The following is a 19,109-nucleotide window of genomic DNA, read 5'->3' on the forward strand; positions in this document are numbered from 1 at the left end:
TCCATGCAGGAGAGGATTCTGGGGCGCACCGGCGTCCCCGTCGGCGTGGTCGGGCTCGGCGCGTGGCAGCTGGGCGCCGACTGGGGCGAGGTCGACGAGGACGACGCGCTGGCGACGCTGACCGCCGCGCACGAGGCGGGCGTGACGTTCATCGACACCGCGGACGTCTACGGCGACGGGCGCAGCGAGCAGCTCGTCGGTGCGTTCCTGCGGTCGCTGCCGGCCGGCCACCGGGTCACCGTCGCCACCAAGATGGGCCGGCGGGTGCCGCAGGAGGCTTCACGGTACAACCTGGACAACTTCCGTGCCTGGAACGACCGCTCCCGGGAGAACCTCGGCGTCGACACCCTCGACCTGGTGCAGCTGCACTGCCCGCCGACCGAGGTCTACTCCACCGACGAGGTCTTCGACGCGCTCGACCTGATGGTCGAGGAGGGGCGGATGCGCGCCTACGGCGTGAGCGTCGAGACAACCGCGGAGGCGCTCACCGCGATCGCCCGGCCGGGCGTGGCCACCGTGCAGATCATCTTCAACATGCTGCGGCTCAAGCCGCTCGACGACGTGCTGCCCGCGGCGGAGAAGATGGGCGTCGGCATCATCGCGCGGGTACCGCTGGCCAGCGGGCTGCTCTCCGGCCGCTACGACGAATACACCACGTTCGGCGCCGACGACCACCGCACGTACAACCGCCACGGCGAGGCCTTCGACCAGGGCGAGACGTTCTCCGGCGTGGACTACGAGACCGGGCTGCACGCGGTGCGCCGGCTCACCGAGTTCACGCCCGACGGGCTGAGCATGGCGCAGTTCGCGCTGCGCTGGATCATCGACCACCCGGCCGTCTCGGTCGTCATCCCGGGCGCCCGCAACGCCACCCAGGCCCGGGCCAACGCGGCCGCGGCCGGCGCGGCACCGCTGTCGCCCGAGGTCCACGAGGCCGTCAAGGACACCTACGACGAGCTGCTGCGCACGTCGGTCCACAGCCGATGGTGAGTCCGGGCGACACGGTCGGGGTCGAGGAGGAGTTCCACGTCGTCGACGCCGAGACCGGCGCCCTGGAGCCGGCCGCGCGGCGGGTGCTGCGCGGCGCCGACGCCGAGCCGGAGCTGCACCGCTCGATGGTGGAGACGGCCAGCTCCGTGCAGACCGGTCTGGCGGGGCTGCGCGCCGACCTGCTGGAGAAGCGCCGCTCGCTGGTCGAGGCGGCCGGCCGGCACGGGCTGGCCATCGTCGCGGCCGGCAGCGTGCCGGGCTCGGGCAGCACGCCGAGCCGGGTGTACCCCGACGAGCGCTACGAGCGCATGGCCCAGGAGTACCGCCAGCTCGTCGACGAGCAGCAGGTGGCCGCCTGCCAGGTGCAGGTCGGCGTGCCCGACAAGGACCTGGCGGTGCGCATCACCCGGCGCATCCGGGAGTGGCTGCCGGTGCTGCTGGCGCTCAGCGTGTCGTCGCCGTACTTCGCCGGCCAGGACACCGGCTACGCCTCCTACCGCACGATCGTCACGTCGCGCTGGCCGACCGTCGGGCCGCCGCCGGACCTCGGCTCGGCCGCCGAGTACGAGCAGGTCGTCGACACGCTGGTCGGCAGCGGCGTGATCAGCGACGCCGGGATGATCTACTTCGACGCCCGCCCGTCGGCGCGCTACCCGACGGTCGAGGTCCGCGTCGCCGACTCCTGCCCGAACATCGACGACGCCGTGCTGCTCGCCTCCCTGGCCCGGGCCCTGGTGACGGTCGCCGCCGAGGAGGACGCCGCCGGCCGGGCGCTGCCCGAGGCGCCGCAGGTGCTGCTGCGCGCGGCGACCTGGCGGGCGGCCCGTTCCGGGCTCGGCGGCCACCTCGTCGACCCGGCCACCCGCAGCGCGGTGCCGGCCGGGGTGCGCATCGACGCGCTGCTCACCCATGTGCGGCCGGCCCTGGAGGCGCGCGGCGAGTGGGAGACCGCGGTCGACCTGCTGGAGGACCTGCGCTCGCGGGGCACCTCGGCGACCCGGCAGCGGCGGGCGCAGTCGCACCGGGAGACGGTGCTGGCCCTGGCTGCCGAGACGCGCGCGGGGTGACTACCCTCGGGGTATGGCGCTGCACCGAGGTCTGCTGGTCGACTACGGCGGCGTGCTGACCACCGACGTGTTCGCCTCCTTCGACGCGTTCTGCGCGGCCGAGGGGCTGCCCGCGGGCACCGTCCGGGAGCTGTTTCGCACCGACCCGGCCGCGCGGGCACTGCTGGCCGGCCTCGAGGACGGCACCCTGGAGAACGAGTCCTTCGAGGAGGGCTTCGCCGCGCTGCTCGGCCCGCGGGTCGCCGCCGCCGGGCTGATCGACCGGCTGATGGGCCGGGCCGGCAACGACCCGGCGATGCTGGACATCGTCCGGACCGCCCGCGCGGCCGGCGTCCGCACCGGCCTGATCTCCAACTCCTGGGGCGTCGGCGGCTACGACCGGGCCCTGCTGGCCGAGCTCTTCGACGGGGTCGTCATCTCCGGCGAGGTCGGCGTGCGCAAGCCCGACCCGCGCATCTACGCCCTCGGCGCCGAGGCCGTGGGGCTGGCGCCGGCCGAGTGCGTCTACATCGACGACCTGCCCGGCAACCTCAAGCCGGCCCGCGCGCTGGGCATGACCACGCTGCACCACCGCGACGCCGCCGCCACGATCGCCTCGCTCACGCCCCTGCTGGGCCTGTGATGCGCCGGCGGACCCTGCTGCTCGCCGCCGCCTCCACCGCCCTGCTCGGCGCCTGCGAGCCCGGCGGCGACGAGGCGAGCGGCCCGCTGCGCATCGCCACCGGCAGCCCGGGCGCGGTCTACTACCGCTACGGCAGCGCGATCGCCGAGCTGACCCGGCGGTACCTGCCCAAGGTCCACGCCACCGTGCTGACCACCAACGCCTCGAAGGAGAACGTCGCGTTCGTCCTGGACGGCCGCGCGGACGTGGCGTTCACCCAGGCCGACATCGCCGCCGACAGCGAGTCCGACCACCCGCGCGAGCTCGCCGCCCTGGCCCGGATCTACGACGACCACATCCACGTCGTGGTCGCCGCGAGCGGCCCGATCGCCGCGCTGGCCGACCTGTCCGGCCACCGCGTGTCGATCGGCGCCGAGGGCTCCGGCACGGCCGTCACCGCCAACCGCGTGCTGGGCGTCAACGGCATCGCGGTGCAGCGGATCATGCTGGGCCTCGACGAGTCGGTCACCGCGCTGCAGGAGGGCCGGATCGACGCGTTCTTCTTCTCCGGCGGCCTGCCCGTGACGGCGATCGACGACCTGGCCAAGCGGTTCCCGATCCACCTGCTGAACCTGGCCGACTCGGTCCAGCCGCTGCGCCGCCGCTACGGCGACTACTACGCCGAGCGGGTCGTGCCCGCCTCGACCTACGCCGGCATCACCGCCACCGTCGCCATCGGCATCGCCAACTATCTGGTGGTCCGCGCGTCGATGGCGGAGGCGCTGGCCTACGGCGTGACCCGGCTGCTGTTCGAGGGCCGCGACGAGCTGGCCAAGGCCCACCAGGCGGCGGCCCGGCTCAACATCCGCTCGGCCATCTCGACCCCGCCGCTGCCCCTGCACCCGGGCGCGATCCGCTACTACCGCGCTCAGAAGGCCTGAAACACGAGCAGTTCGCTGGTCTCGTATTGCGGCCCGTCGCCAAGCAAGGGCAGCGCCGCCTCGATGCTGGCGAAGCCCGCTTCGGCGGCCTCCTCGCTCAGGTGCTCGAAGACGGAGACGGCGCGCAGCTTCAGCCGCTCGAAGTCCTCGGCCAGGTTCGCCGCGCGAAGCCAGGTGACTTCGTCACGAGCGACGAGCGTCCAGCCGGCGCCGGCGAAGTCCCGCTTCACCTCGTCCTGGGACCGGAACTGCGCCGTGTCGGCCTTCCCCCATTCGGGCACGACGCGGAACCACCAGACGTCAGGCATCCGGTCGGAGAAGTTCGCCTGCACGAAGAGCTTGCCGCCCAGCTTGACGACCCGGCGCAGCTCCCGAGCCGCGGCCTCGCGATCGACGACGTGGTGCCAGACGAAGAACAGCAAGGCCGCGTCGCACGAGGCGTCCGGCAGCGGGATGTGCTCGGCGGACCCGGCCGCATACGTGACGGCGGGATGGCCGGCGTGGGCGAGGGCTTGAGCACGCATCCTCGCTGACGGCTCGACTCCGTGGGCGGGGCCGCCGAAGGCACTCGCCAGAGCGGGGGTCATGCGGCCGGTGCCCGAGCCCAGGTCGAGCCAGACCAGCGGCCGGGTCCGGGGCAGGTGGCGGGCGAACGCGTCCAGCCACGGTTGCAGAGCCTCGGGCGACATCCGCCGGCCGGCGGCGTACACGGCGTGCAGACGCGAGTCGTAGTCGACCTTCTCCATCCCGCCTCCAAGTCCGGCCCGGCCGATCCAGCGTAAGGCAGCTTTCGCGGCACCTCGTGGCCGTCAGGGGGCGGCCGGGAACCACAGCCGGGCGTGCAGGCCCGTCGGGGCGTTGGGCAGCAGGTCGAGGCGGCCGCCGGAGGCGTCGACCAGCACCGCGACGATCGGCAGGCCCAGGCCGCTGCCGTCGACGTTCTGCGCGTCGGGTGCGCGCCAGAAGCGCTCCGTGGCCAGCTCCCGCTGCTCCTCGGTCAGGCCCGGGCCGTTGTCGACCACGTGCAGGGCCACGCCGCCGTCGTCGGCCGCCGGGCGGACCGACACCGTGGTCTGCGGGCCGGAGAACTTCACCGCGTTGTCGATCAGCGCGTCGAGGGCCTGGTCGAGGGCGTTGCGCACGGCGCGGGCCCGCAGCGGGCGGGCCGGGCGGACGTACCGCAGCGTGATGCCCTTCTTCGCGGCGACCGGCTGCCAGGCCAGCACCCGCGCCCACGACGTCTCGCCGGCGTCGATGTCGACCAGGTCGAACCGGCCCTTCTCGGCCCGGGCCAGGGCGAGCAGGCTGTCGAGCACGTCGCCGAGCCGCTCCGCCTCCTCCAGCGCCAGCCGGTGGCCCTCGACCGCCTGCGGGTCGGTGAGGTCGGCGCCGAGGTCCTCCACCCGCAGCCGCAGCGCGGTCAGCGGGTTGCGCAGCTGGTGGCTGGCGTGCGAGACGAACGCCCGCTGCCGCTCCAGGGAGTCGGCGACGGTCGCCGCCATCTCGTTGAACGCGGTGCCGAGCCGGCGCAGCTCCGGCGGGCCGTCGGCGGCCGGTACCCGGGCCGCGTAGTCGCCGGCGGCGAGTTCGTGGGCGGCGGCGTCGAGTTCGGCGACCGGGCGCAGCGTCCAGCGGGCCAGCGTCCAGGCCGCGACGCTGCCGACGAAGAGCACGATCAGCCCGCCGCCGGCCAGGACGCCCCACGAGGTACCGACGCCGTGCGCGTTGCGGCCGATCGGCGAGACGGTGAGGACCGCGCCGATGACCTCGCCGCCCCGGCCGACCGGCACGGCGACGACCAGCGGGTCGGTGCGCCACGGCCACACCGTGCCGTCGTCGCTGGCCTCCCGCCCCTCCAGGGCCCGGTGGGCCTGGCGCAGCACGTCGGCGTCGGAGAGCGGGATGCCTGGGCGCGAGCTCACCTTCTCGTGCGCGTCCTGGTCGACGACGATCGCGCCGACGCCGTACACCTCCTCGTAGCGGCTCAGCTCGGCGGCCAGCTCCGCGGTGTCGTCGTCACGCAGCGCCGGCTCGGCGAGCGTGGCGAACCGGGTCGCGTCGGCCAGCCGGTCGGCGACGAGCCGCTGGGTGTCCCGGCCGGCGATGGTCATCGCGAGCGGCACCTCCAGCGCCGCCAGCACGAGCAGGAGCAGCACGAGATACACCGCGCCGAGCCGGACCCTCATGGCGCCAGCCGGTACCCGACGCCCCGCACGGTCTGCACGAGCCCCGGCACGTCGAGCTTGGCGCGCAGCGAGCCGACGTGGACGTCGAGGGTGTGCCGGCCGACGAAGCTGGTCTGCCACACCGCGAGGATCAGCCGGTCGTAGGAGACCACGACACCGGGCGTGCGGGCCAGCACCGCGAGGATCTCGAACTCCTTGCGGGTCAGCGCCACCTCGCGCCCGCCCGCGACGACCCGGCGGGCGGCCATGTCGACCGCGACCGGCCCGGCCTCGAGCACCTCGCTCGGCGCCGGCGCGGCCCGGGCGGCGCGTCGCAGCACGGCCTCGATGCGGGCGTTGAGCTCGGCCATCGAATACGGCTTCACGACGTAGTCGTCGGCCCCGGTCCGCAGCCCGGCGACCCGGTCGCGCTCCTCGGCCCGGGCGGTCACCGCGATGATGGCCACCGTCTCGTCCCGGCGCCGCAGGGTGCGGCAGACGTCGATGCCGTCGCCGTCGGGCAGGTTGAGGTCGAGCAGGACGAGATCGAACGGCTCGCCCGCGAACGTCTCGAGCGCGGCCTGCGCGGTCGGGCAGTGCACGACGTCGTGGCCGCGCCGGCGCAGCGCGGTGGCCAGGGCGGCCGCCACCCGCGCGTCGTCTTCCACCAGCATCACCCGCATTGTTCGCCCATGGTACGGGAGGTCGACGTTCAAGAGTTTCTCAAGGAACACGTCTGGCCGTTTCCCCCGGTACGGGCCGATTGCCACCGTGTGGTGGTGAACATGGTGTCGAGCGACGAGCGATTCCGGGCGTCGACCGCCGAGGCGTTCGAGGCGGCCGTGCTGGTGCGTTGTACCGGGGTGTGTGGGGGAGGCGGCCGTGCCCGGGGGCTGGGCAGCACCCGGGCACGGCCGCTCTCGACCCCGTCCGGTGTCGTGGCCGAATTCAACCGCGGGGTCGCCGCGGAGCGCCTGGCCGAGCTGCTCACCACCGCCGGCCACCCGGCGAGTGTGCACCGCTACACGGCCGGCACCCGGCACCGCTACGAGATCTTCCGGGTGTTCGCCGGCCCGGCCGCCGCAGCCTTCCTGGAGCAAGCCTGGGCACAGGGCTACGGCGACCTGTGCCGCGCACCGGCCGAGCCACGCTCGACCCGCCAGGTGCGCCACTCCCGCCGCCTGGCCGAGGCCGCCTGGCGGGGCGTGCTGATGGCGTCGGGCCCCACCCGCAGCGGCGCGCCGGGCCTGCGGGTGGCCGACCTGGACACGGCCACCGTCCTGATCCGCGCCGGCCGCATGATGTGCCTGCCGGTCCGCATGTGCACCCGCCCGGGCGGCCAGCTCCTGCTCGTCATGCCGGAGAACGCCGCCGCATAAAGCGGCCGGGCCGGACGTATGTCTCCGTGATCATGATGCCCGCGCTGACCGGACACCGGGTTTGCCATGATCCCGGAACCTTTCGGTACACAGGGGTACATCACCACTCCACGATCATGAAAAGCCGGGGTGTCGGTGGTGGGTTCGGCATGATCGTGGAGAGTTCCGGTCGCGGCGGCTGGGCGGGGCGGGCGGGGGCGTGGCTACGATCTCGGTAGGAATCGCGTCCGCACAGAGAGCAGCACGCACCGTGATCGACATCATCAATCCCGCCACCGAGCAGGTCATCGGCGCCGTCGAGGCGGCGGATGCCGGCGCGGTCGACGCCGCGGTGGCCGCGGCCCGTGCGGCGCAGCCGGGCTGGGCCGCGCTCTCCCGCGGCGAGCGGGCCGCCCACCTCCAGGCTCTGCTCGACGCGCTGACCGAGGCCGCGCCCGAGCTCGCCGCGCTCATCACCGCCGAGATGGGCGCGCCGCTCGCGGTCGCGCGGAAAGTCCAGGTCGGCCTGCCGCTCGCGGTCCTGCGGTCGATGATCGACATTCTGGACAAACCCGAAACGTCCGAGACGGTGGGCAACTCGGCGATCTACCGGGAGCCGCTCGGCGTCGTCGGCGCGATCACCCCGTGGAACTACCCGCTGCACCAGACCATCGCCAAGCTCGCCCCGGCCCTCGCCGCCGGCAACACCGTCGTGCACAAGCCCAGCGAGGTCGCCCCGCTCTCCGCCGCCCTCCTGGCCGACCTCGTGCGGCAGGCCGGGCTCCCCGGCGGCGTGTACACGGTCGTGCACGGCTACGGCGACCCGACCGGCGCCGCGCTCGCCGGCCACCCGGGCATCGACCTGATCTCATTCACCGGCTCCACCGAGGCCGGGCGCACGGTCGCCGCCCTCGCCGCGCCGAACGTCACCCGGGTCGCCCTCGAGCTCGGCGGCAAGTCCGCCAACGTGATCCTGCCCGACGCCGATCTCGCCGCCGCGGTCAAGGTCGGCGTCGCCAACTGCTTCCTCAACTCCGGCCAGACCTGCACCGCCTGGACCCGGATGCTCGTCCCGGAGGCGATCCACGACGAGGCGGTCGAGCTCGCCGTCGCCGCCGCGAAGAAGTACACCGTCGGCGACCCGACCGACCCGGCCACCCGGCTCGGCCCGCTCGCCTCGGCCGCGCAACGCGACCGGGTGCTCGGCCACATCGAGCGCGGCCTGGCCGGCGGCGCGACGATGGCCTTCGGCGGCGGACCGGTCCCGCCGGTCGGCTACTACGTCGCCCCGGTGGTCTTCGCCGGCGTCGATCCGGATGCCGCCATCGCCCAGGAGGAGATCTTCGGCCCCGTCCTGTCGATCATCCGGTACCGCGACGAGGACGATGCGGTGCGCATCGCGAACTCGACCCGCTACGGCCTGGCCGGCGCGGTCTGGTCGGCGGACCGGGAGCACGCGGTCGCCGTGGCCCGGCGGCTGCGCACCGGCCAGGTCGACATCAACGGCGGCGCGTTCAACCCGGCGGCGCCGTTCGGCGGGGTCGGGCACTCCGGCTACGGCCGCGAGCTGGGCGGCCACGGCTACGACGAGTTCACCGCCGTGAAGGCGATCCAGCTGTGACCGCCGCCGCCGTCCTGCGCGCCGTCGACGGCCCGCTCACCGTCGAGGAGATCGAGCTCAACCCGGTCGGGCCGGGCCAGGTGCGGGTCCGCCTCGCCGCGGCCGGGGTCTGCCACTCCGACCTGTCGCTGGCCAACGGCACCCTGCGCCAGCCGCTGCCGGCCGTGCTCGGCCACGAGGGCGCCGGCGTCGTGGTGGAGACCGGGCCGGACGTCACCGGCGTCGCGCCCGGCGACCACGTGGTGCTCAACTGGTCGCCGCCGTGCCGGGCCTGCTGGTACTGCGCCGCCGGCGAGCCGTACCTGTGCGAGCACGCCGACGACGCCCGCGCGGTGCCGTTCGCCAGCACCGGCGGCGAGCCGGTCTTCGCCGGGCTGGGCACCGGCGCGTTCGCCGCCGAGACCGTGGTCGGCGCCAACGCCTGCATCCCGGTCCCGGCCGACCTCCCGCTCGCCGAGGCGGCGCTGCTCGGCTGCGCGGTGCTCACCGGCGTCGGCGCGGTCACCAACGCGGCCGGGGTCCGGCCCGGCGAGTCGGTCGCGGTCATCGGCCTCGGCGGCGTCGGCCTGGCCGCGATCCAGGGCGCGCGGATCGCCGGCGCGTCGGCGATCGTCGCCGTCGACCCGGCGCCGGAGAAGGAGGGGCTGGCCCGCTCGCTCGGCGCCACCCACTTCCGCACCCCGTCGGCGGGGCTGGCGAAGGAGATCCGGGCGCTGACCGGCGGCCGCGGCGCCGACCACGCGATCGAGTGCGTCGGGCGGGGCGAGACGATCCGCGCCGCCTGGTCGGCGACCCGCCGGGGTGGCACCGCCACGGTCGTCGGGCTCGGCGCGGCGCAGGACCCGGTGCCCCTCAACGCGCTGGAGGTCGCCTACTACGCCCGGACGCTGCGCGGCTGCATGTACGGCAGCACCGACCCGGCGGTGGACGTGCCGATCCTGCTCGAGCACCACCGGGCCGGCCGGCTCGACCTGGCCGCGCTGGTCACCGACGAGGTCGACCTCTCCGGGGTGGGCGAGGCGTTCAGCCGGATGCGTGCGGGCCGGGGCGCTCGGACGCTCGTGCGCTTCTGAGCGGTACCGCCGAGGGCGGCGACGACGGCCGGCATGGCGAGGGCGGTCGCCGGGGCCGGGTAACGGCCGAAGCCGGCGCCCGCCCGGGTGAAGTGCAGGCTCACCCGATCGCCTCGTAGGCGCCCGGGTCGAAGCGGCGCATGCGCCGGCGGTACCACCAGGTCGAGCCCGGCCACAGCGTGGAGTTGCGGCCGGTGGCGTCGATGTACCAGCTGCGGCAGCCCGACGCCCACACCGTGCCGGCCATCCGGCGGTCCAGCGCGGCGACGTAGCGCTCCTGCGCCTCGGGCCGGGGCGCGAGCGCGCGGGCGCCGGTGCGGCCGAGCCGGTCGAGGGCGGCGAGCACGTAGTGCAGCTGCGACTCGATCATCAGCACGACCGAGTTGTGGCCCAGCCCGGTGTTGGGGCCGAGCAGCAGGAACAGGTTGGGGAATCCGGCCACCGTCGTGCCCCGGTAGGCCTGGGGGCTGCCCTGCCAGCACTCGGCGAGCGTGCGCCCGTCGCGGCCGCGGATCCGCTCGGCGATCGGCAGGTCGGTGACCCGGAAGCCGGTGCCGAAGACGATGACGTCGGCCGGGTGCTCGGCGCCGTCGGCGGTGACCACGGCGTGCGGGCGGACCTCGGTGACCGCCTCGGTGACGAGCTCGACGTTGTCGCGGGTCAGCGCCGGGTAGTAGTCGTCGGACTTGAGGATCCGCTTGCAGCCCATCGCGTAGCTCGGGGTGAGCCGGGCCCGCAGCCCCGGGTCGGGCACCGCGCGGCGCAGGTGGGCCAGGGCCAGCCGCTGCACGCGGCGCATGACCGCGGGGCGCTGGAAGGCGATCACGCCCGCCTCGATCTGCCAGTACAGGACGGTCCGCATGAGGCGCTGGGCGCCCGGAATCCGGCGGTACACCCACTGCTCCCAGCGCCGCAGGGGACGATCCCGGCGCGGCATCACCCAGGCCGGGGTGCGCTGGAACAGGGTGAGCCGGCCGGCCGCGGGCGCGATCGCCGGGACGATCTGGACCGCCGACGCGCCGGTGCCGATCACCGCGACCCGCCGCCCTTCGAGCTCGGCGTCCGGGTCCCAGCGGGAGGAGTGGAACGCGGCGCCCTGGAACGTCTCCAGGCCGGGCAGTTTCGGCACCACGGGCTCGTTGAGCGGCCCGCCCGCGGCGATCAGGACGTCGGCCGTCCACTCGCCCTGCGAGGTGCCGATCCGCCAGCGGGCCGCGGCGGCGTCCCAGGCGGCCTGGCGGACCTCGGTGCCGAACCGGATCGCGGGGCGCACGCCGAAGCGGTCGGCGCAGTCGCGCAGGTATGCCCAGATCTCGGCCCGCGGGGAGTAGGTGCTGGTCCAGTCGGGCTTGAGGGCGAACGAGAAGGAGTACACCTGGGAGTGCACGTCGCAGGCGCAGCCCGGGTAGGCGTTCTCCCGCCAGGTGCCGCCGAGGTCGGCGGCCCGCTCGAAGATCACGAAGTCGGCGTGGCCGCGCCGCTTGAGCCGGATGGCCGCGCCGAGCCCGCCGAAGCCCGCCCCGATGATCGCGATCCGGGTGTGCATCGGCGCCTCCACCAGGCTGGTACTTTTCGGTACCAGGACCGTACACCGAACGGGGGCCCGCCGTCAGCGGCGAGCCCCCGCGGGATTTTTCACGTTCAGAGGCCCAGCAGCCGGTCCAGGAAGTCCCGGTAGCCGCGCACGGCCGCGCGCAGCCGCTCGGTGTCCTCCTCCTGGTTCTGCCAGGCGGCCAGCTCGCGCCGCTGCCGCTGCAAGGACTCGGTCACGCTGCCGACCGCCTCGTCGACGAGCCGGTCCGCCTCATCGGCCACCGACCGCGGGTCGTCGATGAACCTGAGCTGCAGCTCCCGCCACCGCTCGCGCAGCCCGTCCGCGGAACCGTCGGCCCACAGCGCCCCGACCGCCGCCACGTCCACGCCCCCGGGCCGCGACTCGGCCAGCTCATCCTCGCCCGGGTCCTGCTGGTCCTGCTGGTCCTCGACCTCAACCGCTTGCGTCTCGTCGGCTTCGTCGGTGTCCACCGCGCCGGCCCGCAGCTGGGTGGCGTGCTCGGCCGCCCACCGCCGATCCTCGGCGTCGCTGTCGGCGTCACTGTCCGTGTCGGTGTCGGCCGACTCGGAGACGTACGTGCGGGCCGGGTAGCTCTCCTCGGCGCCCGCCTCGGCGTCCTGCTGGTTCGGCGCGGGCGCGGTGCCGACCACCGCGTCCTCGTCGTGCTCGCCGGACCGGGGCTGCGGCACGTAGGTCTCGTCCAGCGGCTCGCGCCGCTCCTGCTGCTCCTGCTGCGTCATCGCTGCTGTCCTCCCCCGGCCCTACGACCGGCTACGGGTGTCGTGGGGCACGTCGACGGCCTCGCGCTGGGCGGGGACGTCGGGCCTGCCGTCGGCCGGTTCGGCGCCGAGCAGGTCGGAAAAGAGCGCGCGGTAGTGCACCACGGCCTGGCGCAGCTGCTCCGTCGTGGCTTCGCCCCGCTCGGCGACCTGCGAGATCTCGTGGGCGTCGCGATAGTGACCGAGCGTGCGGGCGTGGTCGACGGACAGGTGCGCGACGTGCTCCTCGTAGTCGCCGGTGGGGTAGCCGCGCTCGGCGATGAGATCGGTCACGAGCGCGTCGGCGTCACGGACGGCGCCGGCCGGGTCGTCCAGGAAGCGGGCCTGGATCTGCTCCCACTGCCCGGCGTAGCGGGCCCGGGCGGCGGGGTCGAGCTCGCGCAGCTGGAGCTCGGCGTGGCGGCGTTCGCGTTCGCGCAGCTCGCGCTCGGCGGCCTGGCGGCTGTCGCCCTCGGCTACGGCCCGGTCGTACTCGGGGCCGAACCGCTGCTGCAGGGCCCGCCGCCGGGTGACGAACCAGATGCCGTAGCCGATCGCGGCGATCACGACCAACACGATGATCGTGATCAGTACTTGGGTGGCTGTCATGGCGGTCCTCCTTCGATGGAGGTATTCCGCGAGACGTCACCGCTCAAACCGTTCGGTCAGGTTCCGACCAGGTGGTTGAGGAAATCTCGGTACCCGTGCACCGCCGCGCGCAGCTGCTCGGTGTCGTCGCGCCCCGACGCGCGCCAGGTGCTCAGCTGGTCCTTGCGGGCGTTGAGCGACGCGGTCACCCCGGCCAGGGCGTCGTCGACGAGCCGCTCCGCCTCGCCGGCCGCGGTCTGCGGGTCGTCGACGAAGCGTAGCTGCAGCTCCTGCCAGCGGGTGCGGACCTCGTAGGCGTGGGCCTCGGTGGTCAGCGGCGCGCTGGAGAGGTACTGGCCTCCTCCGCCGCCCCCGCCTCCGCCGCCGTACATGCCGCCGGCCGGCGCGCTCGACTGGCCGTAGCCGCCGGTCGGCGGGGGCGCGGCGGCGGGGGCGCCGTAGCCGCCGGGCGCGGCGCCGGGCTGGCCGTAGGGCACCGACGACATCGGCGCGCCCTGCGGCACGGCCGCGGTCGCCGGCGGGCGCGGCGCGGCCGGGGCCGCGTGGCCCGCGGCGGGCGGGGCCGAACCGGCGACGCCCTCGGCCGCCTCATCCTCGTCCTCCTTGCCGCCGCGCAGCAGGATCCAGCCGCCCACCGCCAAGGCGACTACCACCAGCCCGATCGTGATCGTCGTGGAGTTCATGGGGTCCCCCTCAAGTGCGGTTGTTACAGCCCGAGGATTCGGTCGAGGAACTCGCGGTAGTCCCGCAGCGAGGCGCGCAGGTTCTCGGTGTCCAGGCCGCGGGCGGCGCGCTGCTGGTGCAGCTGCCCCCGGCGGGCGTCCAGCGAGGCGGTCAGCGACGCGACCGCCTCCTGCACGAGCCGCTCCGCCTCCCCCGCGACCAGGTGCGGATCGTCGATGAAGCGCAGCTGCAGCTCCTGCCACTTGCCCTTGATGCGCTGCCGGTCGGCGTCGTTCCACAGCCCGGCCAGGGCGGTGGCGGCGCTGCCGCCGACGGGCCGGTACTGCGCGCCGTTGACCGAACCGGAAGCCGGCCCCGAGGCCGGCGCAGCGGCCGGTGCGGACGCGGGTGCGGGCGCCGAGGGAGGCGTCGGCGCCGCGGGCGGAGCCGAGGCGGTACCGTTGTCGAACTCCGTGGCGGCCGGGGCACCATCGTCAGCCTGGGGCGCCATGTCGTCGCCTTCAGGTTGCATGCGCGCGTTCCTCTCCATCGGGAGCTGACGCGATACCCCCGGGCACCCGGACAAAAGCCGCCCGCGCGGGTGAGCCGCGGGGTCAGGTGCCCGCGGGATGAACGTGACGGCCGCCACGCTTGAGGGCTTTCGCAAGCGGACCGCAAGTGACCGCCAAGTCGGTCACGGCAGAGTGCTCAGCATGACGAACTCCTGCAAGTCCTGGGCCGGACCGACGTACACCTCAGCCGCGAACCTGGACAAGGGCAAAAGCGCCGCTGGTGCGCCATGAGGCGGGCAGGGTTCGCTCGGCGCCCCCGGCCAACCCGGCGACCACGTCCGACTTCACCGTCCGCAGTGCGGCGACCGGCCCCGGAAAGTATCCGGTAAGCCGCTCGAACGAGGTGGTGGCCGGCCAGTGCCGGTCCCCCACCAGGCGGCGGTAGTTGAGATCCCCCTTCAGGATCGTCAGCTCCGCCGCCGCGAACCGGGCGGCGAGCCCGTCCGGCGCGTCGTGGAAGGTCAGCGGCGCGCAGTAGAAGTCCTCGGTGTGCAGCCGCAGCGCCCCGTCGCGCAGGGCCGCGTCCAGCCGGCCGCCGATCGCGCTGCCCGGCGGGAACCGGCGCAGCTCGGCCAGCACGTCGGCGGTCAGCGCGTCGGAGACGAAGTACGGCGCCGGCTTGACGTGCAGCTCGACCCGCGCCGCCCGCCCGGTGCGCAGCAGGAAGTCCACCAGCACCAGGTCGGGCAGCAGCTCCCGCCCGGCGTTGTCGGCCACGACCACCACCGCGCCGCCCCGGGTGTGCTCCCACAGCCGCGCGCTGTCGTCGACGACCAGCTGCTCCTCCCGGTGCCGCTCCCCGCCGCCGGCCAGCCGGAAGCCCAGGTCGGCCCGGTTGCCCCAGAGCGCGGCCAGCACCACCCCGGCCGCCTGCTCGTGCTCCGGCAGCCCCTGCAGCGCGTCGAGCTCGGCCAGCTCCGCGGCCCCGGGCAGCTCCGCCGCCTTCTGCGGACCGAACGGGTCGATCCCCTGCCACGCACCCGGCGCATAGTAGCCCACCGCGTCCAGCAGGCGGCGGTAGAAGAAGTTCTCCGCCCACAGGAACGGCACGTCGTACCACGATCGCCCGTAAAATCCCTCGCCCCAGGTCTCCCAGGCGGCCGCGTCGTGCGCCGACCCCGGCAGTCGCGTCACGACCGGCTCGGTGAGCAGCCGTTCCAGCCGCGGCCGCACCTCGGGCGGGTACGGATGCGCGCGCAGCACCCGCTCCACGATGGCCGGGTGCCGCTCCCGCAGCACCGAGCGTGGGAACGATCCGGCCGCGTTGCTGACGATGACGGGCGGCAAGTCGGGCATGGGGGCAGTATCACCCGTAGACTGGAGTGCATGTCGGACGAGCTGTTCTACGCACTGTTCGTGGTCGGCGGGCTGCTGCTGCTCGCCCTGCTGGTGCTGGCGATCGTCCTGGCCGTGCGGGTATGGAAGACCGGCAAGTACCTGCAGGCGATGGGCGTCGGCGGCCGCTGGGTCTTCTGGGCCGCCCTGATCTACACCATCTCCCCCATCGACCTGCTTCCCGATCCGATCTACCTCGACGACGTCGGCGTCCTCGGCGGCGCCCTGCTCTACCTGAGCCGCCTGGCGATCAAGGCCCGCCAGCGCCAGCAGCAGGGCCAGCCGATCCTCCCGCCCCAGCTGCAGCGCCGCCCGCCCCAGCGCACCCCCTGACCCTGGGGCTGGCCCTACCACGGGCTGACCGGTTGGCGGCAGTGTCCCCGATCGTCCGTTTCGCGAGACTCGACGCCGTGATGGTCAAGCAACCTCAAGGCCTCGGCGCGGCCCGGATCGCCGCGCTCGTCGTGATCGGGCTCGCCACGGTCGCCGTTGTCCACTTCGGACGGTCCACCGCGGACCGGGCCGCCGTCCCGGCCGGCGCGCAGGCCGGCGAGCTGTCGCTGCACGCATGCACCTACGACACCGAGCGCGGCGCGCTGGCCGCGGACTGCGGGCTGCGGGCTGCGGGCTGCGGGCTGCGGCACACTGGTCGTGCCCGAGAACCGCGGCAACACCCGCAGCCGGCTGATCGCGCTGCCGGTCGTGCGCGTGCGGGCCACCGGCGGCACGCCCGCCGAGCCGGTCGTGCGGCGTGGCTGGGCCTGCTGGCCGCCGGGCCGCTCGGCGCGCTCGCCGGGGCGCCGCTGGCCGCGAACCTGGTGCTGCTGCTCGCCGACGTCGCGCGGGATCGGACCCGGGCCGCCCTACCGGCTCAGTAGGCCGCCGACGAGGAGATCCACGATCTGGCCGGCCAGGTCGTGGATCTCGGCCGTGGACTGGGCGGGGCGCTGGCGATACCACATGTCGACCGCGTTGAGGTTGCTCAGCAGCACCCGGGTGGCCAGCCCGGCGTCGACCCGGCGCAGCGAGCCGTCTTCCATCCCGTCGGTGAGGACCCGGCGGAACACGCCCTCGTACTCGCTGCGCAGCCGGTTCAGCGCGGCCAGCTCGTCGCGCTGACGCGGTTTGAGGGCGGTCGAGGCGTCGCCGCGCACCGCCTGATGGACGACGTGGTGGTACGCCAGGTCCTCCATGAGGTTCAGCACGTGCGCCGTCGACATGGCGACCAGCCGGTCATGGCCGACGCCGGGGACGTCGGCGAGCGGCTCGACCCGCTCCCGGACCCGGCGCATGCCCTCGGTGTAGACGGCCAGGAAGATGTCGAACTTCGAGCGGAAGTGGTAATACACCAGGCCCTTGGTCGCCCCGACGTCCTGGGCGATCTCGTCGATCGCGGTCTCGGCGAACCCGTTGCGCATGAACGCCTCGGCGGCGGCGTCGAGGATCCGGCGGCGCGCCTCGGTCCCCACCTCGGAAGTCGTGCTCAACGGATCCTCTTTCCCTTGGCGATTGACGCTCAACAATGTCGGTCCTATCGTGATACTCAGTAGTATCCCTGATGAGAGCCGCTACTCTCCAGGCCGGAGGCGTCCGATGACGAACGCAACGCAGCTCCTGCACACTCACGCCACCAGGAAGGCGATGACCCGGCTGCTGCCGGTGCTCGGCATCGCCTACTTCATGTCCTACGTCGACCGCACCAACGTCGCCCTCGCCAAGACCCACCTCGCGGCCGACGTGCACATCAGCGCCGCCGCCTACGGGCTCGGCGCGGGCCTGTTCTTCGTCAGCTACGCGCTGCTGGAAGTGCCGTCGAACCTCGTGCTCTACCGCGTCGGCGCGCGGGCCTGGATCACCCGCATCGCGGTGACCTGGGGCGCGATCTCCGCCGCGATGATGTTCGTGCAAGGCGAGACCTCGTTCTACGTCCTGCGTCTGCTGCTCGGCGCGGCCGAGGCCGGGCTCTTCCCGGCCATGATGTTCATGGTCACGCAGTGGTTCTCGCAGCGGTACCGCGTGACGATGGTCGGGCTGATCTACACCGCCCCGTGCATCGCGGTCCTCGTCGGCTCCCCGCTGGGCGGCGCCCTGATGGAGCTCGACGGCCTCTTCGGCCTGCACGGCTGGCAGCTGATGTTCCTGGTCGAGGGCCTGGTCACGATCGCCGTCGGCGTGCTGGTCTGGTTCGCGCTGCCGGGCCGGCCGGCCGACGCCAAGTGGCTGAGCGCCGAAGAGTCGGCCGTCCTCACCGAGCAGGCCGTGGGCGCGGCCCCGCCGCACTCGTCGGGCGTCCGCACCGTGCTGAAACTGGCGTTCGCCCGCCCGTTCGTGCTGATCATCGGCGCGATCTACTTCATCAACCAGACGATCAGCTCCGGCATCGGCTTCAACTTCCCGGCGTTCATCCAGTCGCTGGGCCTGTCCAGCCCGTTCCTCATCGGCCTCGTCGCCGGCGCGGGCGGCCTCACCGGCCTGGCCGGCGTGCTGCTCTTCCCGTGGCTCAAGCAGCGCTACGGCCGCGAGATCCTGCTGATCGGCATCGCGGCCGCCGCCGGCCTGCTGATCCTGCTGGGCTTCCTGGTCAGCCGCAACGGCGTGTGGAGCGTCTGCCTGGTCGTCGGGGCCAGCTTCTTCAGCCTCGGCACCCTGCCGCTGTTCTGGTCGGTCGCGATGTCGCGCATGTCGGGCCTGGTCGCGGCGGCGGGACTGGCGTTCATCAACATGCTCGGGATCATCGGCGGTTTCGTGGGCCCGTATGCGTACGGCCTCATCGAGGACGCCACCGGCAGCCTCGTCACGCCCTACTACGTGCTCGCCGCCGCGTCGGCCGTCGGGGTCGCGCTCGTGCCGGTCCTCGCGGTCGCGATCCGCAAAGAGCGGCCGGGGTACGACCAAGAGCCCAGCCCCGCGTCCACCGAGCCCCTGCCCGAGCCGGCCTGAGCCCGCCCGGAGGCGACGATGCTGGTTCGCATCATGGCGGTCGTGCTCGCCCTCACCACCGCCGGAACGTCCATGTCCGCCACCGCCGCGACCCGGCCGCGCACCCTCGTGGCGCTCGGCGACTCCTCGGCGGCCGGTCCGTTGATTCCCGAGCAGATCGACCCGGTGTGTCTGCGCTCCGACCACGACTGGCCGCACCTGCTGGCCGACCGGCTGGGCGCCGCGCTCACCGACGTCACCTGCTCCGGCGCCCGCATACCGGATCTCACCGGCCGGCAGCTCGGCACCGTCCCGCCCCAGTTCGACGCGCTGCGCCGCGACACCGACCTGGTGACCCTGGCCATCTCGGCCAACGACATCCAGCTCGGCGCCGCGTTCGTCACCTGCGCGAGCCCCGACCCGGCGACGACCGGCCCGACCTGCCGGGAGCAGTGGGGTGACACGTTCGCGACGCGGATCCGCGACACCGCGCCACAGCTGGCCGCCGCCCTGACCGAGATCCACCGCCGCGCGCCGCGCGCCCGCGTGCTCGTCGTCGGCTACCTGACCTACTGGCGCCCGGGCGGCTGCTACCCGGCCGACCCGTTCCGCCCGGCCGACGCCGACTACATCCAGACCGCTTTCGACCAACTGATGGCGATGATGGCCCGTGTGGCCCGGCTCAACGGAGCGTCCTATGTGGACATCCGCGGCCCGAGCGCCCGCCACGACCTGTGCGAGCCACCGCCCCGCCGCTGGCTGGAGGGCGCGACCCCGGCGTCGCCGGCGTATCCGTACCACCCAAACGCGACCGGCATGGCGGAGGCCGCCCTGATCATCGCGCACCACGCCCGGTAGTCAGTAGGGACGTACGATCGGCAC

The 19,109-nt window shown here is 74.0% G+C and carries 21 protein-coding genes; 11 read left to right on the top strand and 10 right to left on the bottom strand.

Annotated elements, in window-relative coordinates; genetic code table 11:
* The first annotated feature begins 3 nt into the window (after window positions 1–3).
* The 4 genes from ACQPXD_RS42370 to ACQPXD_RS42385 are packed head-to-tail and all read left to right on the top strand — an operon-like array spanning window position 4 to window position 3,599.
* Entirely contained in the window at window positions 4–990 is a 987-nt protein-coding gene (locus ACQPXD_RS42370) for an aldo/keto reductase (protein ID WP_432828384.1), read from the top strand.
* A complete protein-coding gene (locus ACQPXD_RS42375) occupies window positions 984–2,057 on the top strand; it encodes a carboxylate-amine ligase (RefSeq protein WP_432828386.1) in 1,074 nt (357 codons plus the stop codon). The genes ACQPXD_RS42370 and ACQPXD_RS42375 overlap by 7 nt, the downstream gene beginning before the upstream one ends.
* Before the next feature lie 13 nt (window positions 2,058–2,070).
* Entirely contained in the window at window positions 2,071–2,679 is a 609-nt protein-coding gene (locus tag ACQPXD_RS42380) for an HAD family hydrolase (protein ID WP_432828388.1), read from the top strand.
* Complete coding sequence (locus ACQPXD_RS42385; protein ID WP_432844160.1) at window positions 2,679–3,599, top strand: TAXI family TRAP transporter solute-binding subunit; 921 nt, start codon at window positions 2,679–2,681, stop codon at window positions 3,597–3,599. The genes ACQPXD_RS42380 and ACQPXD_RS42385 overlap by 1 nt, the downstream gene beginning before the upstream one ends.
* On the opposite strand, the gene ACQPXD_RS42390 is transcribed toward ACQPXD_RS42385, so the two are convergent.
* The 3 genes from ACQPXD_RS42390 to ACQPXD_RS42400 form a co-directional block, all read right to left on the bottom strand.
* Entirely contained in the window at window positions 3,587–4,345 is a 759-nt protein-coding gene (locus tag ACQPXD_RS42390) for a class I SAM-dependent methyltransferase (RefSeq protein ID WP_432828390.1), read from the bottom strand. The two genes, ACQPXD_RS42385 and ACQPXD_RS42390, sit on opposite strands and share 13 nt — an antisense overlap.
* Before the next feature lie 63 nt (window positions 4,346–4,408).
* Entirely contained in the window at window positions 4,409–5,785 is a 1,377-nt protein-coding gene (locus ACQPXD_RS42395; RefSeq protein ID WP_432828392.1) for an ATP-binding protein, read from the bottom strand.
* On the bottom strand, window positions 5,782–6,447 hold the full coding sequence (locus tag ACQPXD_RS42400; protein WP_432828394.1) for a response regulator transcription factor: 666 nt from the start codon (window positions 6,445–6,447) through the stop codon (window positions 5,782–5,784). Before ACQPXD_RS42400 ends, ACQPXD_RS42395 begins: the two co-directional genes overlap by 4 nt.
* Window positions 6,448–6,543: 96 nt before the next feature.
* Between ACQPXD_RS42400 and ACQPXD_RS42405 the strand changes: the two genes are divergently transcribed.
* The 3 genes from ACQPXD_RS42405 (at window position 6,544) to ACQPXD_RS42415 (ending at window position 9,816) form a co-directional block, all read left to right on the top strand.
* A complete protein-coding gene (locus ACQPXD_RS42405; protein WP_432828396.1) occupies window positions 6,544–7,143 on the top strand; it encodes a hypothetical protein in 600 nt (199 codons plus the stop codon).
* 250 nt (window positions 7,144–7,393) lie between these two features.
* Window positions 7,394–8,743: an aldehyde dehydrogenase family protein gene (locus ACQPXD_RS42410; RefSeq protein ID WP_432828398.1), complete on the top strand. Its 1,350-nt coding sequence runs from the start codon at window positions 7,394–7,396 to the stop codon at window positions 8,741–8,743.
* A complete protein-coding gene (locus ACQPXD_RS42415; RefSeq protein ID WP_432828400.1) occupies window positions 8,740–9,816 on the top strand; it encodes a Zn-dependent alcohol dehydrogenase in 1,077 nt (358 codons plus the stop codon). The genes ACQPXD_RS42410 and ACQPXD_RS42415 overlap by 4 nt, the downstream gene beginning before the upstream one ends.
* Window positions 9,817–9,916: 100 nt before the next feature.
* Here the strand turns inward: ACQPXD_RS42415 and ACQPXD_RS42420 are convergent, their stop codons facing one another.
* The 6 genes from ACQPXD_RS42420 to ACQPXD_RS42445 all read right to left on the bottom strand — a co-directional run bounded on the left by ACQPXD_RS42420 (window position 9,917) and on the right by ACQPXD_RS42445 (window position 15,269).
* Window positions 9,917–11,362, bottom strand: coding sequence for a flavin-containing monooxygenase (locus ACQPXD_RS42420; protein WP_432828402.1), 1,446 nt, complete (start codon window positions 11,360–11,362; stop codon window positions 9,917–9,919).
* Window positions 11,363–11,457: 95 nt separating this feature from the next.
* Complete coding sequence (locus ACQPXD_RS42425; protein ID WP_432828404.1) at window positions 11,458–12,111, bottom strand: hypothetical protein; 654 nt, start codon at window positions 12,109–12,111, stop codon at window positions 11,458–11,460.
* A 21-nt stretch (window positions 12,112–12,132) separates the two neighbouring features.
* The gene (locus ACQPXD_RS42430) at window positions 12,133–12,738 is read right to left on the bottom strand and encodes a hypothetical protein (RefSeq protein WP_432828406.1); all 606 of its coding nucleotides are present in this window, start codon (window positions 12,736–12,738) and stop codon (window positions 12,133–12,135) included.
* 56 nt (window positions 12,739–12,794) lie between these two features.
* Window positions 12,795–13,421, bottom strand: a complete 627-nt coding sequence (locus ACQPXD_RS42435) for a hypothetical protein (RefSeq protein WP_432828408.1) — start codon at window positions 13,419–13,421, stop codon at window positions 12,795–12,797.
* 23 nt (window positions 13,422–13,444) lie between these two features.
* Entirely contained in the window at window positions 13,445–13,933 is a 489-nt protein-coding gene (locus tag ACQPXD_RS42440; protein WP_432828410.1) for a hypothetical protein, read from the bottom strand.
* 223 nt (window positions 13,934–14,156) lie between these two features.
* On the bottom strand, window positions 14,157–15,269 hold the full coding sequence (locus tag ACQPXD_RS42445; RefSeq protein WP_432828412.1) for a damage-control phosphatase ARMT1 family protein: 1,113 nt from the start codon (window positions 15,267–15,269) through the stop codon (window positions 14,157–14,159).
* A gap of 30 nt (window positions 15,270–15,299) precedes the next feature.
* On the opposite strand from ACQPXD_RS42445, the gene ACQPXD_RS42450 reads away from it, so the two are divergent.
* Window positions 15,300–15,641, top strand: coding sequence for a YkvA family protein (locus tag ACQPXD_RS42450; protein ID WP_432828414.1), 342 nt, complete (start codon window positions 15,300–15,302; stop codon window positions 15,639–15,641).
* Window positions 15,642–15,718: 77 nt separating this feature from the next.
* Window positions 15,719–16,186: a hypothetical protein gene (locus ACQPXD_RS42455; RefSeq protein WP_432828416.1), complete on the top strand. Its 468-nt coding sequence runs from the start codon at window positions 15,719–15,721 to the stop codon at window positions 16,184–16,186.
* Here ACQPXD_RS42455 and ACQPXD_RS42460 read toward each other — a convergent pair.
* On the bottom strand, window positions 16,172–16,795 hold the full coding sequence (locus ACQPXD_RS42460) for a TetR family transcriptional regulator (RefSeq protein WP_432828418.1): 624 nt from the start codon (window positions 16,793–16,795) through the stop codon (window positions 16,172–16,174). The genes ACQPXD_RS42455 and ACQPXD_RS42460 overlap by 15 nt on opposite strands.
* Before the next feature lie 106 nt (window positions 16,796–16,901).
* Between ACQPXD_RS42460 and ACQPXD_RS42465 the strand changes: the two genes are divergently transcribed.
* Together ACQPXD_RS42465 and ACQPXD_RS42470 are read left to right on the top strand one after the other, a co-directional pair.
* Window positions 16,902–18,248 carry an MFS transporter gene (locus ACQPXD_RS42465; protein WP_432828420.1) on the top strand — a complete coding sequence of 449 codons (1,347 nt, stop codon included), beginning with the start codon at window positions 16,902–16,904 and terminating at the stop codon, window positions 18,246–18,248.
* An 18-nt stretch (window positions 18,249–18,266) separates the two neighbouring features.
* Entirely contained in the window at window positions 18,267–19,085 is an 819-nt protein-coding gene (locus ACQPXD_RS42470; RefSeq protein ID WP_432828422.1) for an SGNH/GDSL hydrolase family protein, read from the top strand.
* Window positions 19,086–19,109 lie beyond the last annotated feature (24 nt).

Origin of the sequence: Dactylosporangium sp. CA-092794 (genome assembly GCF_050948465.1) — a bacterium.
Classification (GTDB): domain Bacteria; phylum Actinomycetota; class Actinomycetes; order Mycobacteriales; family Micromonosporaceae; genus Dactylosporangium.

Coding starts and splice junctions, on each gene's coding strand:
- ACQPXD_RS42370 (WP_432828384.1), top strand. CDS start 4: ATGCAGGAGAGGATTCTGGGGCGCACCGGCGTCCCCGTCGGCGTGGTC.
- ACQPXD_RS42440 (WP_432828410.1), bottom strand. CDS start 13,933: ATGCAACCTGAAGGCGACGACATGGCGCCCCAGGCTGACGATGGTGCC.
- ACQPXD_RS42375 (WP_432828386.1), top strand. CDS start 984: ATGGTGAGTCCGGGCGACACGGTCGGGGTCGAGGAGGAGTTCCACGTC.
- ACQPXD_RS42400 (WP_432828394.1), bottom strand. CDS start 6,447: ATGCGGGTGATGCTGGTGGAAGACGACGCGCGGGTGGCGGCCGCCCTG.
- ACQPXD_RS42395 (WP_432828392.1), bottom strand. CDS start 5,785: ATGAGGGTCCGGCTCGGCGCGGTGTATCTCGTGCTGCTCCTGCTCGTG.
- ACQPXD_RS42390 (WP_432828390.1), bottom strand. CDS start 4,345: ATGGAGAAGGTCGACTACGACTCGCGTCTGCACGCCGTGTACGCCGCC.
- ACQPXD_RS42445 (WP_432828412.1), bottom strand. CDS start 15,269: ATGCCCGACTTGCCGCCCGTCATCGTCAGCAACGCGGCCGGATCGTTC.
- ACQPXD_RS42470 (WP_432828422.1), top strand. CDS start 18,267: ATGCTGGTTCGCATCATGGCGGTCGTGCTCGCCCTCACCACCGCCGGA.
- ACQPXD_RS42450 (WP_432828414.1), top strand. CDS start 15,300: ATGTCGGACGAGCTGTTCTACGCACTGTTCGTGGTCGGCGGGCTGCTG.
- ACQPXD_RS42430 (WP_432828406.1), bottom strand. CDS start 12,738: ATGACAGCCACCCAAGTACTGATCACGATCATCGTGTTGGTCGTGATC.
- ACQPXD_RS42435 (WP_432828408.1), bottom strand. CDS start 13,421: ATGAACTCCACGACGATCACGATCGGGCTGGTGGTAGTCGCCTTGGCG.
- ACQPXD_RS42385 (WP_432844160.1), top strand. CDS start 2,679: ATGCGCCGGCGGACCCTGCTGCTCGCCGCCGCCTCCACCGCCCTGCTC.
- ACQPXD_RS42465 (WP_432828420.1), top strand. CDS start 16,902: ATGACGAACGCAACGCAGCTCCTGCACACTCACGCCACCAGGAAGGCG.
- ACQPXD_RS42420 (WP_432828402.1), bottom strand. CDS start 11,362: ATGCACACCCGGATCGCGATCATCGGGGCGGGCTTCGGCGGGCTCGGC.
- ACQPXD_RS42380 (WP_432828388.1), top strand. CDS start 2,071: ATGGCGCTGCACCGAGGTCTGCTGGTCGACTACGGCGGCGTGCTGACC.
- ACQPXD_RS42425 (WP_432828404.1), bottom strand. CDS start 12,111: ATGACGCAGCAGGAGCAGCAGGAGCGGCGCGAGCCGCTGGACGAGACC.